Annotated in this window: 12 protein-coding genes; 9 read left to right on the top strand and 3 right to left on the bottom strand. The window is 70.2% G+C overall.

Translation table 11 applies throughout. From position 1 onward, the window contains the following. Positions 1 to 2 precede the first annotated feature (2 nt). Complete coding sequence (locus tag ACFV9G_RS13375) at positions 3 to 842, bottom strand: LysR family transcriptional regulator (protein WP_378727954.1); 840 nt, start codon at positions 840 to 842, stop codon at positions 3 to 5. A gap of 70 nt (positions 843 to 912) precedes the next feature. On the opposite strand from ACFV9G_RS13375, the gene ACFV9G_RS13370 reads away from it, so the two are divergent. Continuing rightward, complete coding sequence (locus ACFV9G_RS13370) at positions 913 to 2,238, top strand: FAD-binding oxidoreductase (protein ID WP_378727953.1); 1,326 nt, start codon at positions 913 to 915, stop codon at positions 2,236 to 2,238. 25 nt (positions 2,239 to 2,263) lie between these two features. Here the strand turns inward: ACFV9G_RS13370 and ACFV9G_RS13365 are convergent, their stop codons facing one another. Continuing rightward, positions 2,264 to 2,878, bottom strand: coding sequence for a TMEM165/GDT1 family protein (locus ACFV9G_RS13365; protein WP_378727952.1), 615 nt, complete (start codon positions 2,876 to 2,878; stop codon positions 2,264 to 2,266). A gap of 257 nt (positions 2,879 to 3,135) precedes the next feature. Between ACFV9G_RS13365 and ACFV9G_RS13360 the strand changes: the two genes are divergently transcribed. The 8 genes from ACFV9G_RS13360 (at position 3,136) to ACFV9G_RS13325 (ending at position 15,380) form a co-directional block, all read left to right on the top strand. Continuing rightward, entirely contained in the window at positions 3,136 to 3,921 is a 786-nt protein-coding gene (locus ACFV9G_RS13360) for an HAD family hydrolase (RefSeq protein ID WP_378727951.1), read from the top strand. A 470-nt stretch (positions 3,922 to 4,391) separates the two neighbouring features. Then, positions 4,392 to 5,246: an urea amidolyase associated protein UAAP1 gene (locus ACFV9G_RS13355; protein ID WP_378727950.1), complete on the top strand. Its 855-nt coding sequence runs from the start codon at positions 4,392 to 4,394 to the stop codon at positions 5,244 to 5,246. Then, entirely contained in the window at positions 5,243 to 6,034 is a 792-nt protein-coding gene (locus ACFV9G_RS13350; RefSeq protein WP_378727949.1) for an urea amidolyase associated protein UAAP2, read from the top strand. Before ACFV9G_RS13355 ends, ACFV9G_RS13350 begins: the two co-directional genes overlap by 4 nt. Beyond that, the gene (uca, locus tag ACFV9G_RS13345; RefSeq protein ID WP_378727948.1) at positions 6,031 to 9,735 is read left to right on the top strand and encodes an urea carboxylase; all 3,705 of its coding nucleotides are present in this window, start codon (positions 6,031 to 6,033) and stop codon (positions 9,733 to 9,735) included. The genes ACFV9G_RS13350 and uca overlap by 4 nt, the downstream gene beginning before the upstream one ends. Continuing rightward, entirely contained in the window at positions 9,732 to 11,429 is a 1,698-nt protein-coding gene (locus tag ACFV9G_RS13340) for an allophanate hydrolase (RefSeq protein WP_378727947.1), read from the top strand. The genes uca and ACFV9G_RS13340 overlap by 4 nt, the downstream gene beginning before the upstream one ends. Positions 11,430 to 11,701: 272 nt before the next feature. Next, positions 11,702 to 12,427 (top strand): TetR/AcrR family transcriptional regulator, encoded by a 726-nt coding sequence (locus tag ACFV9G_RS13335; RefSeq protein ID WP_378727946.1) that lies wholly within the window; start codon positions 11,702 to 11,704, stop codon positions 12,425 to 12,427. Positions 12,428 to 12,580: 153 nt separating this feature from the next. After that, positions 12,581 to 13,873, top strand: coding sequence for a hypothetical protein (locus ACFV9G_RS13330; RefSeq protein WP_378727945.1), 1,293 nt, complete (start codon positions 12,581 to 12,583; stop codon positions 13,871 to 13,873). A gap of 115 nt (positions 13,874 to 13,988) precedes the next feature. Next, positions 13,989 to 15,380 carry a cytochrome P450 gene (locus tag ACFV9G_RS13325; protein WP_378727944.1) on the top strand — a complete coding sequence of 464 codons (1,392 nt, stop codon included), beginning with the start codon at positions 13,989 to 13,991 and terminating at the stop codon, positions 15,378 to 15,380. 98 nt (positions 15,381 to 15,478) lie between these two features. Here ACFV9G_RS13325 and ACFV9G_RS13320 read toward each other — a convergent pair whose 3' ends face one another. Continuing rightward, complete coding sequence (locus tag ACFV9G_RS13320) at positions 15,479 to 16,429, bottom strand: helix-turn-helix transcriptional regulator (RefSeq protein ID WP_378727943.1); 951 nt, start codon at positions 16,427 to 16,429, stop codon at positions 15,479 to 15,481. Positions 16,430 to 16,500: the final 71 nt, after the last annotated feature.

Below are 16,500 nucleotides of genomic sequence, written 5' to 3'. Positions count from 1 at the left end.
GGTCAGCCGGCGCGGGTCGCGTCGACGAGTGCGGAGACCCGGGCCGTGCGCGCCCCGGCCCGCCAGCACAGCACCCAGGTCACCGGGGGCAGCCCGGCCTCGAACGGCACCATCGCCAAGGTCGGGCGGGCGAAGTAGTCGGCCGCGTGCGCCGCCAGCGGGCAGACCCCCTCGCCCGCGGCGACCCGGGCCATCAGATCGAGGAGGGTCGACACCTGTGGCTCGGGCTCCCTGCGGTACGGCGCCGCCCGGCGTCCGGCGCGGAAGACCACCTCGCCGTCCAGATCGGCCAACGTCACCGAGGAACGGTTCGCGAGCCGGTGGTCGCGAGCGACCGCCAGCACGACCGGTTCCCGGAACACGACCGGCCCCTCGTCGAACCCGTCCTCGTCGACCGGCCCGTTGGTGACGGTGACGTCGACCTCGCCCGTACGCAGCAGGTCGAGCGGATCGACGAAGCCGGTCTCGCGAAAGACCACCTCGACACCGGGGTTGCGATCGCGGAAACGCGTGAACACCGGGGCGGCGAGCTCGGCCACCGCGGGCGCCTCGAGACCGACGGTGAGCGTGCCGGTGACGCCCCGCCCGGCCGCCATCGCAGCGGCCACCCCACGCTCGATGCGGTCGTGTCCCGCGCGGAGGTCGGTGTAGAGGGCGGCGCCGACCGGGGTGATCGCGACGCGTCGGCTGGTGCGATCGAACAGGGTCACCCCGAACTGGCGCTCCAGCTTCTTGATCGTCTGGGACACCCGTGCCTGGGACACCAGCAGCCGGTCGCCGGTCCGGCCGAAGTGGAGCTCCTCGGCGAGGGTGAGGAAGATCTCGATCTCACGCCTTTCCATAACCTTCATGTTATCAGTCGATGCCAGAACTGTCGTTGTTCACCGAGGTCAGAGCCGAGATGCTCGAACTATGACCGATTACCTTTTCCCGAACGATTCCGGCTACGACACGGAGCGCCGTGGCTACAACCTGTCCGTCGACCACAAGCCCGAGGTCGTGATCCCAGCGACGTCGGTCGCCGAGGTGGTGGACGCAGTTCGCCACGCCACCAGCCGCGGACTCGGCGTGGCCGTCCAGGCGACGGGCCACGGCCCGTCCGTCCCGGCCGACGGCCAGGTCCTGATCAACACCTCGCGGATGGACGGCGTCGCCATCGACCCGGTCGCTCGCACGGCGACGGTCGAGGCCGGCGTACGCGGCGGGGCGCTGGTCCGCGCCGCCGCCGAGCACGGTCTCGCACCGCTGAACGGCTCCTCGCCCGAGGTGGGGGTGGTGGCGTACCACCTCGGCGGCGGGATCGGTGTCCTCGGCCGCCAGTTCGGCTGGGCCGTCGACCACGTACGCAGCCTGGACCTGGTGACCGCCGACGGGGAGCTGCGTCACGTCACCGCGACCTCGGATCCCGAGCTGTTCTGGGCGCTGCGTGGTGGTGGCAAGGGCAGCCTCGGGGTCGTGGTCGCCCTCGAGATCGATCTGCACCCGGTCGCCCGGCTGTACGGCGGCGGCATGCACTTCGACGCCACCGACCCGAGCGAGGCCGAGCGTGTGCTCTCGACCTGGGCGGAGTGGACGCGGACCACCCCCGAGACGATGGGCACGTCCGTGCTGCTGATCCAGATGCCGGACCTGCCGTTCCTGCCCGAGGCGATCCGCGGGCGCCGCGTCGTGCACGTCCGCTTCGCGTTCACCGGTGAGGCGGTCGACGGGGAACGCCTGGTCTCCCGGTTCCGGGAGCTCGGGCCGGTCACCGACACCGTCGCCGAGATGCCGTACGCGCAGGTGGGCACGATCCACGCCGAGCCGACGACACCGGTGCCGTTCCATGCCCGCAACACGATGCTGCACGCGTTCGACAAGGCCGCCGTGGCCGAGCTTCTCGCCGAGACGGCCACCGGCCGCTATCTGGTGGAAGTACGTCACATGGGCGGCGCTTTCACCCGCCCCGGCGTGGTGCCGGCCTCGCTCGGCAGGCGCGACGGTGAGTACGTCGCCTATGCCGGTGGTGTGGCGGAAACCGGTGAGGCGGCGAGCCTCGTGGCGGACCTGGACCGACTGATGGCCCGTCTGGCCCCGTGGAGCACCGGCGGGCCGGCCGTGAACTTCCTGTCCGGCCCTGACGTGACCGCGGCCCGGCTCGCGGCCGGCTATCTGCCTGCCGACGTCGAGCGTCTGGCCGAGGTCAAGCGGGTCGTCGATCCGACCGACGTCTTTCGGACCCACCACGGCCGCGCGTGACGTCCGCGCGGCCGGGCGCCCGCTGTCACAGCTGCACGACGCCGTCGATGACGAGGATGATCCCGAAGATCGCGAACAGGGCGGCGGCGCCGTACTTGATCACCTTCTCGGGGAGGTTGCGGCCGAGGAGGGCGCCGACACCGATGGCGAGGGCGTCGGCCGCGACCATCCCGACGGTGGAGCCGATCCAGGTGCCGAGCCAGCCCTCCTGGGTGGCCAGGGTGATCGTCGCGAGCATCGTCTTGTCGCCGAGCTCGGCCAGGAAGAACGCGATCCCGACGGCGAAGATCGCCATGCCGCGGCTGTTGCGAGCCTTCTTGGCCTCGTCCTCGGTGAGCTCGTCGCCGCGCAGGGTCCAGCCGGCGAAGAACAGGAACGCGATCCCGGCGACGATGGTGATGTAGTGCTGCTGCTCGGCGAAGGCGTCGCCGATGAGCGCGCCGATGCCGACCGAGGCCAGATGGACGATCGCGGTGGCGGCGGTGATCCCGATGATCACGTCTCGAGCCCGGTAACGGGTGGCGAAGGTCATCGCCATGAGCTGGCTCTTGTCGCCGAGCTCGGCGACGAAGATGACCGCGGTCGAAAGCAGGAAGGCGTACACAGGATTCCTCTCCGGCACCGGCCGGAGGAATCCCATGAGGGGTCGATCGTCCTTCGACCAGCACCGTCATGTGGATACGGATGCTTGGTCGAAGGTCTCGTCCGCCACCTGACATCCGTCCGGTGGCCGATCGCGCCGGGCCCGGGGGCCAGTATGTCGACGCGACTGTTGAGGACTACTCCCCTTCGCGGCTCCAGTCTAGGTCAGAGGCCTGACGCCGGCCCACTCGGGCCGTCCGCGCCCTGTTCGCCGAATTCCCTCGGTCAGGATCCGATCGTGGTTAGGCTGAGTTCATGGACGAGGCCGGGGTGCGCGCGGTCCTCTTCGACCTGCACGACACGCTCGTCCCGAGCGGCCATGCTGCCGAGCACCACGCGGTGGCCCGGGGGATGGGCGCGGATCTCGGAGTCGACCCTGATGCGTTCGCGGCCGTGGTCGCGGACACCTTCGACGAACGCGTACGCGGTCTGATGGCCGATGTGCACCACACCGTGCGCTACCTGGCACGACGGGTCGGCGGGTCGCCGACCGAGTCCCAGGTCGAGAGTGCCATCGCCCGGAGGCTGAACTACTCGCTCTCTCTGCATGCCGCGACCTGGGCGCTGCCCGCGCTCAAGTCGCTGCGTAAACGAGGGTTCAAGCTCGGGCTCGTCGCCGACTGCGGGGCGGAGACGGTCGCGATCTGGCCGCAGAGCCCGCTCGCGGAGCACCTGGACGCCGCCTCGTTCTCCTGCCAGACCGGCGTACGCAAGCCGGATTCGGGTGCCTACCTGGTCGCTGCGGCGGCGCTCGATGTGCGGACCGACGAGTGCGTCTATGTCGGTGACGGTGCCGAGCACGAGCTCAGCGGGGCCGAGGCGGTCGGGATGCGGACCGTGCGGTTCCGGGCCAGAGCGCTCGAAGGGCTCGGCGACGGCGTCGCCGATGACCTGGATCCCGAGTGGAGCGGGCCGACGATCAGCGACCTGGGTGAGCTCGTCGGGATGATCGGTATCCCGATTCCACGCGAAGGGTCCGAATCGCGGACGTTCGTCTCCGGCAATGTGGTGCCGTGGGGTTCGAAGAGATCGCCCCGCTGATCTCGGGCTGAGGCCCGTGCTCGACCCGTGATGTCCCGCGACGACTGTCGGGCGTGGGGTCAGGGTCCCATCCCGGAGGGCCGATGTCAGTCGTACCAGGGTTCCGGCGGCCCTTTCGGTCCGCTCCTCGGCACGGTTCCGGAGCACCATCGGAATGGTGTCCGATATCACACCGCATCTGTTACCTGTCTTTTGACAGGTGGTGCGTCCGTCGGGCTGGTCCCGTCTGTGAGGAGATCGCTCCATCAGGCGGCACCGCACGCGGGAATTCGGCAGCAAATGGTCCTTCCCCCCTAGCGAGGTCCAGCCGAAAACGGTAAGAATCGATCGACCGACAGGGAAGAAATTCTCCGACTCCGACCCCACATTTCGGACTCAGGTTTCCAACAGTCTTGGTTTGCCCCCGACGCCCTTGACCTACATGCTTACCTGTCAGTCGACAGGTTAATCATGCTTCAAGGAGGACCCGGGTGGCGCTAGCTGCAGACCACAGCACGGACACGGTGCTGAACGCACGGGCAGACGCTCGCGCGCAAGGGGGGCAGGTCAGCGACTGGATGCCGTACCTACCGGCATCGACGAGCCCGTTCGCTCCGAACGACGTCGACCCGGAGAGCCTGACTTGGGCCGAGACGGTCGCGCCCGGCAGCTACACCCACAAGGTCCTCGCCCGCGGCACGCGGTTCCGGCTCGAGGACCCGACCGGTGAGGCCTGCGCCCACACCCTCGTCTACAACGCGCTCGAGCCGACCGAGCGGCTCAACGTCGCCGACACCCAGAAGATCCCGTGGCAGGCCTACCTCGGCGCCGGCCACCCGCTGCTCTCCGGTGACGGCCGGGTGCTCGCCACGATCCTCGCCGACACCTCCGGCCGGCACGACGCGTTCTGCGGGACGAGCACCGCTGCCTGGAACGCGCTGCGGTACGGCACCGCGCTGCCCGAGGGGCCCGCGCCCGCCGGCCGTGACCTCTTCGTGAAGGCGGCGGCCAAGCACGGGCTCGGGCCGGCCGACGTACCTCCTTCGGTCTCGTTCTTCCAAGGCGTCCGGGTGGCGGAGGACGGGAGCTTCGACTGGTCGGGCTCCTCGGGCGCCGGGACCGCGGTCGAGCTCGTGGCCGAGCTGCCCCTGCTCGTGCTGATCGCCAACGTCCCGCACCCGCGGGATCCACGTCCGGAGTACATCGTGGGGCCGCTGCGCGTGCACGCCTGGCGTACGCCGGAAACCAAACCGACGGCCCCGGCGGACGAGCGTTTCGACGCCTCTCCCGAGGTTCGGCGGGCGTATCTGAACACACTCGACTATGCGGAGGCTCGGGGCCTGTGACTACCACGATCGACAACCCGGTGATGAGGCCTGTGACGACCATTCCCGTCCCTGTGACCACCTATCTGACGCCCGACGGGCAGCTGGTCTCCAGCGTCCCCGTGGGGGCGTCGTACGCCGACAGCACTCACCTGGAGTGGGGTGACCCGCTGGTGCCGGGTGCGGTCGTGCTCGACGAGCAGGTGGCTCCGCGGGCCTCGTGGTCGGGTGTCGTACGTGTCGGGCAGGTGTTGACGATCGTCGATGTCGGTGGCAACCAGTCGGGTGACTGCCTGCTCTACAACGCGCACCACACCGACGAGCGCTACAGCGCTCCGGACACGCTCGCCTGGCAGGACAACGCCTACATCCGCACCGGGACGGTGCTGCGCAGCAACCTCGGTCGTGCCCTGATGACCGTCGTCGACAACGAGATCGACCGCCAGGACACCATCGGGGGCGCCTGCTCGCGCGAGTCCAACACGCTGCGCTACGGCCACCACGTGATGTATCACCACGGCTGCCGGGAGAACTTCCTGACCGAAGGGGCCAAGCACGGGCTCGGCATGCGCGACATCGTCTCGAACATCAACTGGTTCATGAACGTACCGATCGAGGAGGACGGTGCCCTCGGCATCGTCGACGGCATGTCGGCGCCCGGCAGACGGGTCGCGCTGCGTGCCGAGATCGACACGCTCGTCCTCATCTCCAACTGCCCGCAGATGAATAACCCCTGCAACGACTTCAACCCGACGCCCTTACGGATGATCGTGTCCGAGCCGGATGTCGACTACGAGGCCGACGCATGACGGATGGTCCATCCTTCGACACCGTTCTGGTCGCCAACCGAGGGGAGATCGCCCGCCGGGTGATGCGCTCCGCGCGTGAGCTCGGGATGCGTACGGTCGCGGTCTTCTCCGAGGCCGACCGGGCGGCACCACACGTGCGGGAGGCCGACGAGGCCGTCTGCCTGGGCTCCGCGCCCGCACGGGACTCCTATCTCCGCGGCGACCTGATCATCGAGGCGGCCCTGCGCACCGGTGCGGGGCTGCTCCACCCCGGCTACGGGTTCCTGTCCGAGAGCGCCGCATTCGCCCGGGAGGTGGAGGCGGCGGGACTCCGGTTCGTCGGTCCGACGCCCGACCAGATCAGCGCGTTCGGCGAGAAGCACTCGGCCCGCCGGCTCGCCGAGAACGCCGGGGTGCCGATGCTGGCCGGCTCGGGGCTGCTCTCCGGCCCGGACGAGGCGGCCGACGAGGCGGCCCGGATCGGGCTGCCGGTGATGGTCAAGGCGACCGGCGGCGGTGGCGGTATCGGGATGACCGCGTGCAGCTCGGAATCGGACGTGAGGGTCGCGTTCGAGCGGGTCGCCCGGCTCGCCCAGACCAGCTTCGGGACCGCGGGGGTGTTCCTGGAGCGCCTGGTGCGGCCAGCCCGTCATGTCGAGGTGCAGGTCTTCGGTGACGGCGAGGGTCAGGTGGCCGTGCTCGGCGACCGCGACTGCTCGCTGCAGCGCCGCAACCAGAAGGTGATCGAGGAGGCGCCCGCGCCTTCCCTCCCTGAGCACGTACGCACCGTCCTGCACGACTCCGCACGCCAGCTCGCCAAGTCGGTCTCCTACCGCTCGGCCGGGACCGTGGAGTTCGTCTACGACCCGAGCCGTGAGCAGATCTCCTTCCTGGAGGTGAACACCCGCCTCCAGGTCGAGCACGCCGTCACCGAGCAGGTGATGGGCATCGACATCGTCGCGCTCATGCTGCGGCTGGCCCGCGACGGCGTCACCGCCCTGCCCGACGAGCTCTTCCGCAAGTCCCCCGCACCCCAGGCGTACGCCGTCGAAGCACGCGTCTACGCCGAGGACCCTGCCAAGGACTCGATGCCGTCGTCCGGCCTGGTCACGCGCGCGCTCCTACCGGAGCCGACCGACACCGTCAGGGTGGACTCCTGGATCGAGACCGGGCTCGAGGTCTCGCCCCACTACGACCCGCTGCTCGCGAAGGTGATCGCCACCGGCGCCACCCGCGAGGAGGCGCTCGACACGCTGGGCTCAGCGCTGGCCAGGACGCGAATCGACGGGATCGTCACCAACGTCTCCGCGCTGCGCGCGATGACGACGTACGCCGAGCTCCGCTCGGCCACGCACTCGACCTCGACCCTGGCCGAACGTGCCAAGGCCGGCAGCGGTGGGGACCCTGATCCACGCATCGACGTGCTCGACCCGGGTGTGCTCACCACCGTCCAGGACCTTCCCGGCCGGGTGGGCTACTGGCAGGTCGGCGTGCCGCCCTCGGGTCCCTTCGACCCGGTCTCCTTCGCCGAGGCCAACCTGGCCGTCGGCAACGACCGCGGTGCCCCGGGTCTCGAGGTCACGGTGCCGCTGGCGACCGGCCGGGCGACGGCCGCGGGGCCGACGCTGGTCTTCTCCGATCCCGCCGTCGTCTGCGTGACCGGTGCCCCCATGCCGGTCAGCGTCGACGGCGTCCCTGCCCCGCAGTGGGAGCCGATCGAGCTCCCCGCGGGAGCGACGTTGAAGCTGGGCCGTACCGACGGGCCGGGGCTGCGGACCTACATCGCGGTCCGGGGTGGCCTGGACGTACCGGAGTATCTGGGAAGTGCCTCGACCTTCACCCTCGGCGGGTTCGGCGGGCACGCCGGACGTACGCTCCAGCGCGGTGACGTGCTCCGGCCGGGGACAGCGGTCGACCCCCAGGTGCAGCCCGCGGCGACGCCGCTCTCGCGACGGCCGGCGCTGACCAACAGCTGGGAGATCGGCGTCACCGAGGGCCCGCACGGTGCCCCGGAGTTCTTCACGCGCGCGGACCTGGACCAGCTCTACTCGGCGAGCTACCGGGTGCACCACAACTCGGCCCGCACCGGCGTACGCCTGATCGGGCCGAAGCCGACCTGGGCCCGGGCCGACGGTGGCGAGGCGGGGCTGCATCCCTCGAACATCCACGACACGCCCTACACGGTGGGTTCGCTCGACTTCACCGGCGACACCCCGATCATCCTCGGCCCGGACGGGCCGTCGCTGGGAGGGTTCGTCTGTCCGGCGGTGGTCGCCAGCGGCGAGCTGTGGAAGATCGGGCAGCTGCGACCCGGCGACACGATTCGGTTCGTGCCGGTGCGGGAGGGCAAGGCCGCCGGCCTGGTCAACCACCGGGCTTCCCTGACGGTGGCCGGCGGTGCGGGTGGGGACGGCGACGACGGTGTGCTGGGCAGGCTGCCCCGGACGCCGGCGCGGCCTGAGGTCACCTATCGGCGCAGCGGGGACAACTCCGTGCTGGTGGAGTACGGGCCGATGACCCTCGATCTGGGTCTTCGGATGCGCGTTCACGCGCTGCAGTCGGCCCTGGCCGAGCACGCGCCCGCCGGCATCATCGACGTCACGCCTGGGATCCGGTCGCTGCAGGTGCACACCGACTCCTCGGTCCTGAGGGCCGGCCAGGTCGCGGGGCTGCTGCGTGAGCTGGAGGAGGACCTCCCGGCCACGTCGGAGCTGACCGTGCCCTCGCGGCGGGTGCGACTGCCGCTCTCCTGGGACGACCCGGCGACCCGGGAGGCGATCGAGCGCTACACCGCAGGCGTACGCGACGACGCACCGTGGGCGCCGTGGAACATCGAGTTCATCCGCCGGATCAACGGACTCGCCTCGGTCGAGGAGGTCCATCGGACCGTCTTCGACGCGACGTACCTCGTGCTCGGGCTGGGAGACGTCTATCTGGGGGCGCCGGTCTCGACGCCGCTGGACCCGCGGCACCGGCTGGTGACGACCAAGTACAACCCGGCCCGCACCTGGACCGCGGAGAACTCCGTCGGCATCGGCGGCGCGTACATGTGCATCTACGGGATGGAGGGGCCGGGCGGATATCAGCTGGTCGGGCGGACGACGCAGGTGTTCAACCGTTTCCGGCGTTCGACGTCGGCCGGCGGGCTCTTCCACGACGACCCCTGGGCGCTGCGGTTCTTCGACCGGATCGAGTGGTATCCGGTCTCCGCGGACGAGCTCCTGGAGCTGCGGGCGGAGGTCGACGCCGGGCGTGGTGAGTTCGAGACCGAGGAGGGCACCTTCTCGATCAAGGAGTACGACCGCTTCCTCACCGCCGACGCGGACTCGATCGCAGCCTTCCGTGACCAGCAGTCCGCCGCCTTCGAGGAGGAGCGCGAGCGCTGGAAGGCGGCGGGGGAGTTCGACATCTGCGACCGCATCGACGCGCGGGGTGAACCCACGGAGGTCGAGGTGCCGGAAGGGTGCGTGCAGGTGACCGCGCCGTTCACCTCGACCGTGTGGAAGGTGGTCGCGAGCCGCGGAGCCCGTTTGACCCAGGATGCCCCGCTGATGGTCGTCGAGGCGATGAAGATGGAGGCCAGCGTCCCGGTCCCGGTCTCCGGCGAGGTGGTCGAGGTCTACGTGAAGCCGGGCGAGCAGATCGTCCCGGGTCAGGTCATCGCCGCGGTGCGGCCCCTTCGACAAGCTCAGGACATCGCTCTCGACGGGCTCGGGTCTTGATCCACGCCCTTCCCTACGGTGCGGTCGCCCGCGCCACCGAGGCGCTGGACCGCATCGAGGCATCGGGTCGGCCGGAGATCTGGATCTCGCTGCGTACGCGTGACGACCTGCTCGAGGAGGCCGCCGCGATCGATGCGAAGGTGGCCGGCGGCGAGATCCTGCCGCTGGCCGGACGCCTGCTGGCGGTCAAGGACAACATCGACGTCCGCGGCCTGCCGACAACCGCGGGAGCGCCCTCGTTCGCCTACCCGCCTACGGCTGACGCCACCGCCGTCGCCCGGCTGCGGGCGGCCGGGGCGCTGGTCGTCGGAAAGACCAACCTGGACCAGTTCGCGACCGGTCTGGTCGGCACCCGCAGTCCGTACGGAGCGGTCCGCAACGCCTGGGATCCGAGCCGGATCTCGGGCGGATCCTCGTCGGGCTCGGCGGTCGCGGTCGCCCTGGGTCTGGTCGACCTCGCGCTGGGGACCGACACCGCGGGCTCCGGCCGGGTGCCGGCGGCGCTCAACGGCATCGTCGGAGTGAAGCCCTCGCGCGGGCTGGTGCCGGTCACCGGCGTCGTGCCGGCCTGCTACACGCTCGACTGCGTCACCGTCTTCGCCCGGGATCTCGGGTCCGCGCGCGCGGCCGCGGAGCTGATGGCCGGTCCCGACCCGTCGGATCCGTTGTCGCGTACGTTGCCGGCGGATGCCGGGCTGCCACCCGTGCCGAGGGTGGCGGTGCCGGCCGGCGAGCACCTCGATGGGCTCGCTCCGGGATGGGCCGACGCCTTCCGGGCCGTGGTCGCGCGGCTGGCCGCTGCCGGGATCGAGATCGTCGAGACCGACATCTCGCCGTTCCTCGAGGCCGCCAGGCTGCTCTACGACGGCGCCTTCGTCGCCGAGAGGTACGCCGCGGTGGGCTCCCACCTCGAGGCCAACCGCGACCTCATCGGGACCGGCCTGGACCCGACGGTAGCCGCGATCGTGCTCGCCGGGGCATCGCCCGGCGCAGCCGACTGGGCACGCGACGTGGCTCACCTGGCGCGCCTGGGAGCGGCGGGGAGGGAGGCCCTGGTGGGTTGCTCGGCGCTGCTGACGCCGACGACGACGTGGCATCCGACGCTCGCCGAGGTGGCCGCGGATCCGGTCGGCGCGAACGCGCGCCTGGGCCGGTACACGAACTTCGCGAACCTGCTCGACATGGCCTCGCTCGCGGTCCCGGCCGGGCAGGTCGGCGGGCTGCCCTTCGGGGTGATGCTGACCGGAGCCGCCGGCAGCGATCGCGCCCTGGCCGCGCTCGGCCACACGCTGCTCAGCCCCTGTGTCGATCTCTTCGTCGTCGGCGCGCACCTGTCGGGGCAACCGCTCAACCACCAGCTGGTCGAGGCCGGCGCGACGCTGTTGCGCCCGATGTCGACCTCCGCCGACTACCGGCTGTTCGCGCTCGAGACCGTGCCGCCCAAGCCCGGACTGGTCCGCGTGGGTGGCCCCGGGAACGGGGTGCCGATCGAGGGCGAGCTGTGGCGCGTCCCGGCTGCGGGCTTCGGGACATTCGTGGATGGCGTACCCGCTCCGATGGTTATCGGAAAGGTCACGTTGTCGGACGGGTCCTCGGTCTCGGGATTTCTCGTCGAGCCATTTGCGGTCGAAAGGGCTGCCGATATCTCGTCGCACGGGAGTTGGCGTCGTTACCGGTCTGAGCAGGGCCTTTAACGTTCAGCGTGGATGTCTGTTACGGGACCGGGGTCATTCCTCCAGGTGGCACATGGCTCTGTTCACGGGCCGAAACCCCCGTCACACTGGGCAGAATTCCGCCAGCATTATCGCCCCGGGAGGCTGCTGTGCAGCGCCTGATGAATCGCCGTGCCTTACACTTTGTTGACAGCGAATTCAACCCTCCTGTGGGACTTTCGACTCTGTTCTTTAGGGGAAGAAGACTCTTTCGAATCTTCCCCGAAACTCGGGAGGCCGCTTAGATGGCGTACATGACAACTAGGCGTTCTCGGCCCGGCCGCCCCAGGCATGTGCCCGATTCGGGTAATGCCTCACCCCGTGACCAGATCCTCGATGCCGCTGCGCGACTCTTCGTGTCCCAGGGCTTCGCAGCGACGTCCACCCGTGAGATCGCCGACCAGGTCGGCATCCGTCAGGCCTCTCTCTACTACCACTTCGCCGGCAAGGATGAGATCCTCGTCGAGCTGCTCCGTAAGTCGGTCCGTCCGACCACGGACAAGGTCGACAAGATCCGCAGCCAGGTGCCGCCGCTCGATTATGAGACGGCTCTTTATCTGCTGGTGCTCGTCGACGTACGCACGCTTGCCGATGTGGACCACAACGTCGGCATGCTCTACATGCTGCCGGACGTGACCAACGGCGAGGTCTACACCGAGTTCCGCCAGGAACACGAAGAGCTCGCCGCCGCCTACGCCGATCTGGCCAGCGAGGTGGCCTCGGAGAAGGTGCTGGAGGGAGTGAGCCTGAAGCAGCTGGGCAACATGCTCATCCAGCAGGTCGAAGGTGTCATCAGCATGCGCGCCGAGATGATCACCACCGACACGGTCCGGAGGATCACGTGCCCGGAGGCGTGGGCGATCGCTTCCTCGTGCCTGCGGATCTGCGGTGTCAGCCAGGACAAGATCCAAGCCGCGAACGCGGTCGCCGTGGAGATGCTCGACGACTTCCTCGACGACAGGGTTCGCGAGCCCGCCTGAGAAGTCAGGCTGACAAGACGGTAACTGGTGGGTAGGGCTTGCGCGTGTGAGTTGCCCTGTTGAGGCTTGAACGACACACTTTCCGAGCCCGTTGCCCGCTTCCCCACCGCGAGGACCCCCACACGTGTGCATTGACCCTTCCGGAGGCCACTGATGGCCCGGAAGCAGACAGCCATCCTCTCCGTCACCCGCGGGGTCACGACGCTCAACGGCCTGGTGGTGGACCGTCCGTGGGGTGAGGATCCGCACCAGGCAGGCGTACGAGCCGTGCGGGAACAGCTCGCCGGCCCGAGTCGCAAGCCCGTCCAGGTCGTAGCCACCGACGACGAGGCCCGCGTCCGGATGGTCGTCCATCCCGACGGACACGTCACCGACGTCGAGACCCTCGAGGTCTTCGGGAGCTACGCCTCGCCGGACGACGTTCCCGGAGCGGCCTGGCTCCCCGCCGGGGCTGGGCCCGTGATCGTCCAAGGCATCGTCGAGCCGGACCCCGAGCCCGAGCCTGAGCCGTACGTGCCGCCCGTCCTGGCCGTTCCGGCGCCGGCTGTCGAGCCGCCACCTGCGCCGCCACCCGCGCCTGAGCCCGAACCGGAGCCTGAGCCCGAACCGGAGCCTGAGCCCGAACCGGAGCCCGAGCCAGCGCCGCCCCCGGCACCGGTCCCGCCTCCGGCACCGGTCCCGCCTCCGGCACCTGCGCCGGTCCCGGTGCCTGAACCGGAACCAGAGCCGGAACCAGAGCCGGAAGCGGAGTCCAAGCCCGAGTCAGAGCCCGAGCCCGAACCAGTGCGAGGAACCCCCGCCAGGAGGGCCGTCGCCGGACCGTTGGTGCCGCTGCACCACCTGGAATCGACCCCCTACCGTCGGTCGCGGATGACGCGTCGCGGCCGGGTGGTGCTGGTCGTCCTCGCTGTCCTGTTGCTGATCCTGATCTATGAGGTCGTACGCGGCGTCGTGACCGGTTCCGACGCGGACTCGTCCGACAAGAAGGAGCCGCAGAGCCAGCAGTCGGCGCCGAGCGCGGGGGCCAGCGACGAGGCGCCCTCGCCGAGCGCGTCGGCATCCTCGGTCCGCGTCGAGCCGACGCCGACACCGACTCCGACACCGACTCCGACACCGACTCCGACACCGACTCCCAAGCCGACCAAGAAGCCCGCGCCCGAGCCGACCAGGACGTTGTCGGTCGAGGCGATCGCGATGACCGAGGCCATCGGGCTGCGGATCGACGCCAGCAGGCTGCCGGTGACGGCCACGATCGCGATGGATCCGTGGGGTGCGCCGGAGCGGTTCACGCGTACGGTCACGATCACCGAGCCCGACCAGCTCGTCGTGGTCAAGCCGGTCGCGTCCGGGCACGCGGAGTGGAGCGTGCGGGTCGAGGGTGCCAAGAAGGTCACCGGCTACACGCACTCGTGGCCCAAGGGCGATCGCGAGTTCGTCAAGCGCTGACCCCCGGGCCGAGGCGGTTCGATACAGGACTGAATTGCTACCACGGTCGGATGTATGGGACTCCCGTTCGGCGTACGCTGCACAGGAACGTGTTCCTGCGCCTCGGAGGTCTCGCATGCCGCTCAAGATCACGCCGCCCGCCGGCGCCGGCTCGATTGCCGGCCGGACCCTGGGCCGGACCCTGGGGACGGTGGAACGCACCGCCAAGCAGGGCGTGCGCTGGGCGCTGGGGCACGGGTTGCCGCGTACGGCCATCGTCCGGTCCGCCCGGAAGGGCGATCTCCAGGGCGACCTGATCCTGAGCGGGCCCGGGTCGCACACCTTCGACCTGGTCGACCTGTTCGAGGAGTTCCGTTCCCGCGGTCCGCTCTACCAGGGCGGGTTCAGCCACCTCGCGGTCGACCACGAGGTCATCAAGGAGGTGCTGACCAGCAACGACTTCATCACCGGGTTCTTCGCGCCCGACGAGTCGGGCACCGGTCTGCTGGCGAGGGCTGCGAGCTGGTCGGCCAGCGACGTCTTCGCCCCGCTCCAGCCGCCGTCGCTGCTGGCGACCGAGCCGCCGGAGCACACCCGCTACCGCAAGCTCGTCACTCGTGTCTTCACGGTGCGCGCGGTCGAGAAGCTGCGCGCCCGGACGGAGGAGATCGCCCGAGAGCTGCTCGACGACCTGGAGAAGGAGGCCGCCTCGGGGGCCGACGTCGATCTGGTCACCCGCTACTGCGGGCTGCTGCCGATCACGGTCATCTCCGAGGTGCTCGGCGTCCCCGTCGACCTGCGCGAACGCATGCTCGAGCTCGGCAAGGGTGCGGCGCTGAGCCTCGACATCGGCCTGGGCTGGCGCACCTTCCGCGACATGGAGGCCTCGCTGGAGGAGTTCGACACCTGGCTCCGTGGCCACCTGGAGTATCTCGCCGAGCACCCCGGTGACGACCTGCTCAGCCAGCTCGTCGCCCTCCGCGACGACGGCGACCGGCTCAGCGAGCGGGAGCTGAGGGCCATCGCCGGACTGGTCTTCGCGGCCGGCTTCGAGACCACCGTGAACCTGATCGGCAACGGCATCGCGCTGCTCCACGACAACCCGGCACAGCTCGAGGTGCTCAAGGCGCAGCCCGACCTGTGGTCGAACGCCGCCGACGAGATCCTGCGCCTCGACCCGCCCGTGCTGCTCACCGGGCGGGTCGCCCGGCGTGACTCCACCATCGCCGGCCAGGCGATCCCGCGCGGCACGATCATCAACACCGTGCTGGCCGCCGCCAACCGCGACCCGGCCGTCTTCACCGACCCGCACACCTTCGACGTCACCCGGGAGAACGCCCGCGACCACCTCTCCTTCTCCAGCGGCCGCCACTTCTGCCTCGGCGCCGCGCTGGCCCGGATGGAGGGCGAGATCGGCCTCCGGCTCCTCTTCGAGCGCTTCCCCGACCTCGAGCTCGTCGGCGACCGTGAGCGCCACCCCACCCGCATCCTTCGCGGCTACTCGCACCTCCCCGCTCGCCTCAGCTGACCCGCCGAGAGGTCAGGTACGTCGGTCGAGACGTCACTCACGTCGGCCGAGACGGCACCTCCCTGCCACCTCGGCCGACGCGGGTGACGTCTCGGCGTTCAGCGCGCGGCGGCGTCGAGGAGTCGCTGGCCGAGTGCGGCTACGCAGCGGCGTACCTCGTCGCCTTCGACCACCCGGAACGGGACGGCGCGGCGGGCGAGCTCCTGGGCGTACCAGTCCGGGCTGTTGGTGCTCCCGACGAGACGGCAGTGGCCCTCGTCGATGGGCTCGAGGCGGCCCAGGACGCGCGGAAGATAGCGGTCGACCTGCGCGAACGGGGCGTCGAAGACGACCTCGACCTCATAGGCCCAGCCTTCGCCGAGGTGTTCCTCGACCTCGGCGACGGGGTCGATCTCCGGACGTACGAAGCCGGTCTCCTCGATGTCGACCGCGCCCATCCGGTCGACGCGGAGCACCCGGCGCGCGTCGGCTGTGTGCGACCAGCAGAGCAGGTACCAGCGGGCGTGGCGCACGACGACCGCCCAGGGGTCGACGACCATCTTGCGCTCGTTGCCGTTCTCGGTCGTGTAGGCGATGGTCGTGCGCCGCCGGGAGTCGCAGGCCTGGACCAGGCTGGTGGTGATGTCCGGATCGGGCGAGACGGCGCTCTGGTCGGGAACGGCCGAGATCGTACGCCGCACCGCGGCCACCGTCTGGGACAGCGACTCGGGCAGCACCCGGCCGATCTTGCCGACCGCGCTCCCGACCGGACCGGTGGCGTCGGCGATGTCGTGGTGACCGTCGAGCAGGGCCATCACCAGGCCGAGCGCCTCCGCGGTGGTGAAGATGAGCGGCGTACGCATCCCTCGGCCGAGCCGGTAGCCACCGTAGGGACCGCGCTCGGACTCGACCGTGATCCCCGCCTCCCGCAGGATCGCGACGTAGCGTCGGGCCGCGCGTTCGGTGACCCGCAGCCGCTCGCCCAGCCGCTCGGCGGTGATGCCGGGGGAGGACTGCAGCAGCTCGAGGGTGAGCAGTGCGCGAGCGGTCGGGCTCTCGTCATGTCCCATCGTGGCGGCTCCCGGAAGTAGTTCGTCCGGATTCAGATTAGTCCGTCACCTCCGGTGCGGTGGGTCCCGTA

Origin of the sequence: Nocardioides sp. NPDC059952 (assembly GCF_042730435.1) — a bacterium.
Classification (GTDB): domain Bacteria; phylum Actinomycetota; class Actinomycetes; order Propionibacteriales; family Nocardioidaceae; genus Nocardioides.
This window is presented reverse-complemented; position numbering and strand designations above follow the sequence as displayed.

Bases quoted from the DNA above. Each gene is read 5' to 3' on its own strand.
- ACFV9G_RS13335 (WP_378727946.1), top strand. From the start codon at position 11,702: ATGACAACTAGGCGTTCTCGGCCCGGCCGCCCCAGGCATGTGCCCGAT.
- ACFV9G_RS13365 (WP_378727952.1), bottom strand. From the start codon at position 2,878: ATGGGATTCCTCCGGCCGGTGCCGGAGAGGAATCCTGTGTACGCCTTC.
- ACFV9G_RS13325 (WP_378727944.1), top strand. From the start codon at position 13,989: ATGCCGCTCAAGATCACGCCGCCCGCCGGCGCCGGCTCGATTGCCGGC.
- ACFV9G_RS13360 (WP_378727951.1), top strand. From the start codon at position 3,136: ATGGACGAGGCCGGGGTGCGCGCGGTCCTCTTCGACCTGCACGACACG.
- ACFV9G_RS13330 (WP_378727945.1), top strand. From the start codon at position 12,581: ATGGCCCGGAAGCAGACAGCCATCCTCTCCGTCACCCGCGGGGTCACG.
- ACFV9G_RS13370 (WP_378727953.1), top strand. From the start codon at position 913: ATGACCGATTACCTTTTCCCGAACGATTCCGGCTACGACACGGAGCGC.
- uca (WP_378727948.1), top strand. From the start codon at position 6,031: ATGACGGATGGTCCATCCTTCGACACCGTTCTGGTCGCCAACCGAGGG.
- ACFV9G_RS13375 (WP_378727954.1), bottom strand. From the start codon at position 842: ATGGAAAGGCGTGAGATCGAGATCTTCCTCACCCTCGCCGAGGAGCTC.
- ACFV9G_RS13320 (WP_378727943.1), bottom strand. From the start codon at position 16,429: ATGGGACATGACGAGAGCCCGACCGCTCGCGCACTGCTCACCCTCGAG.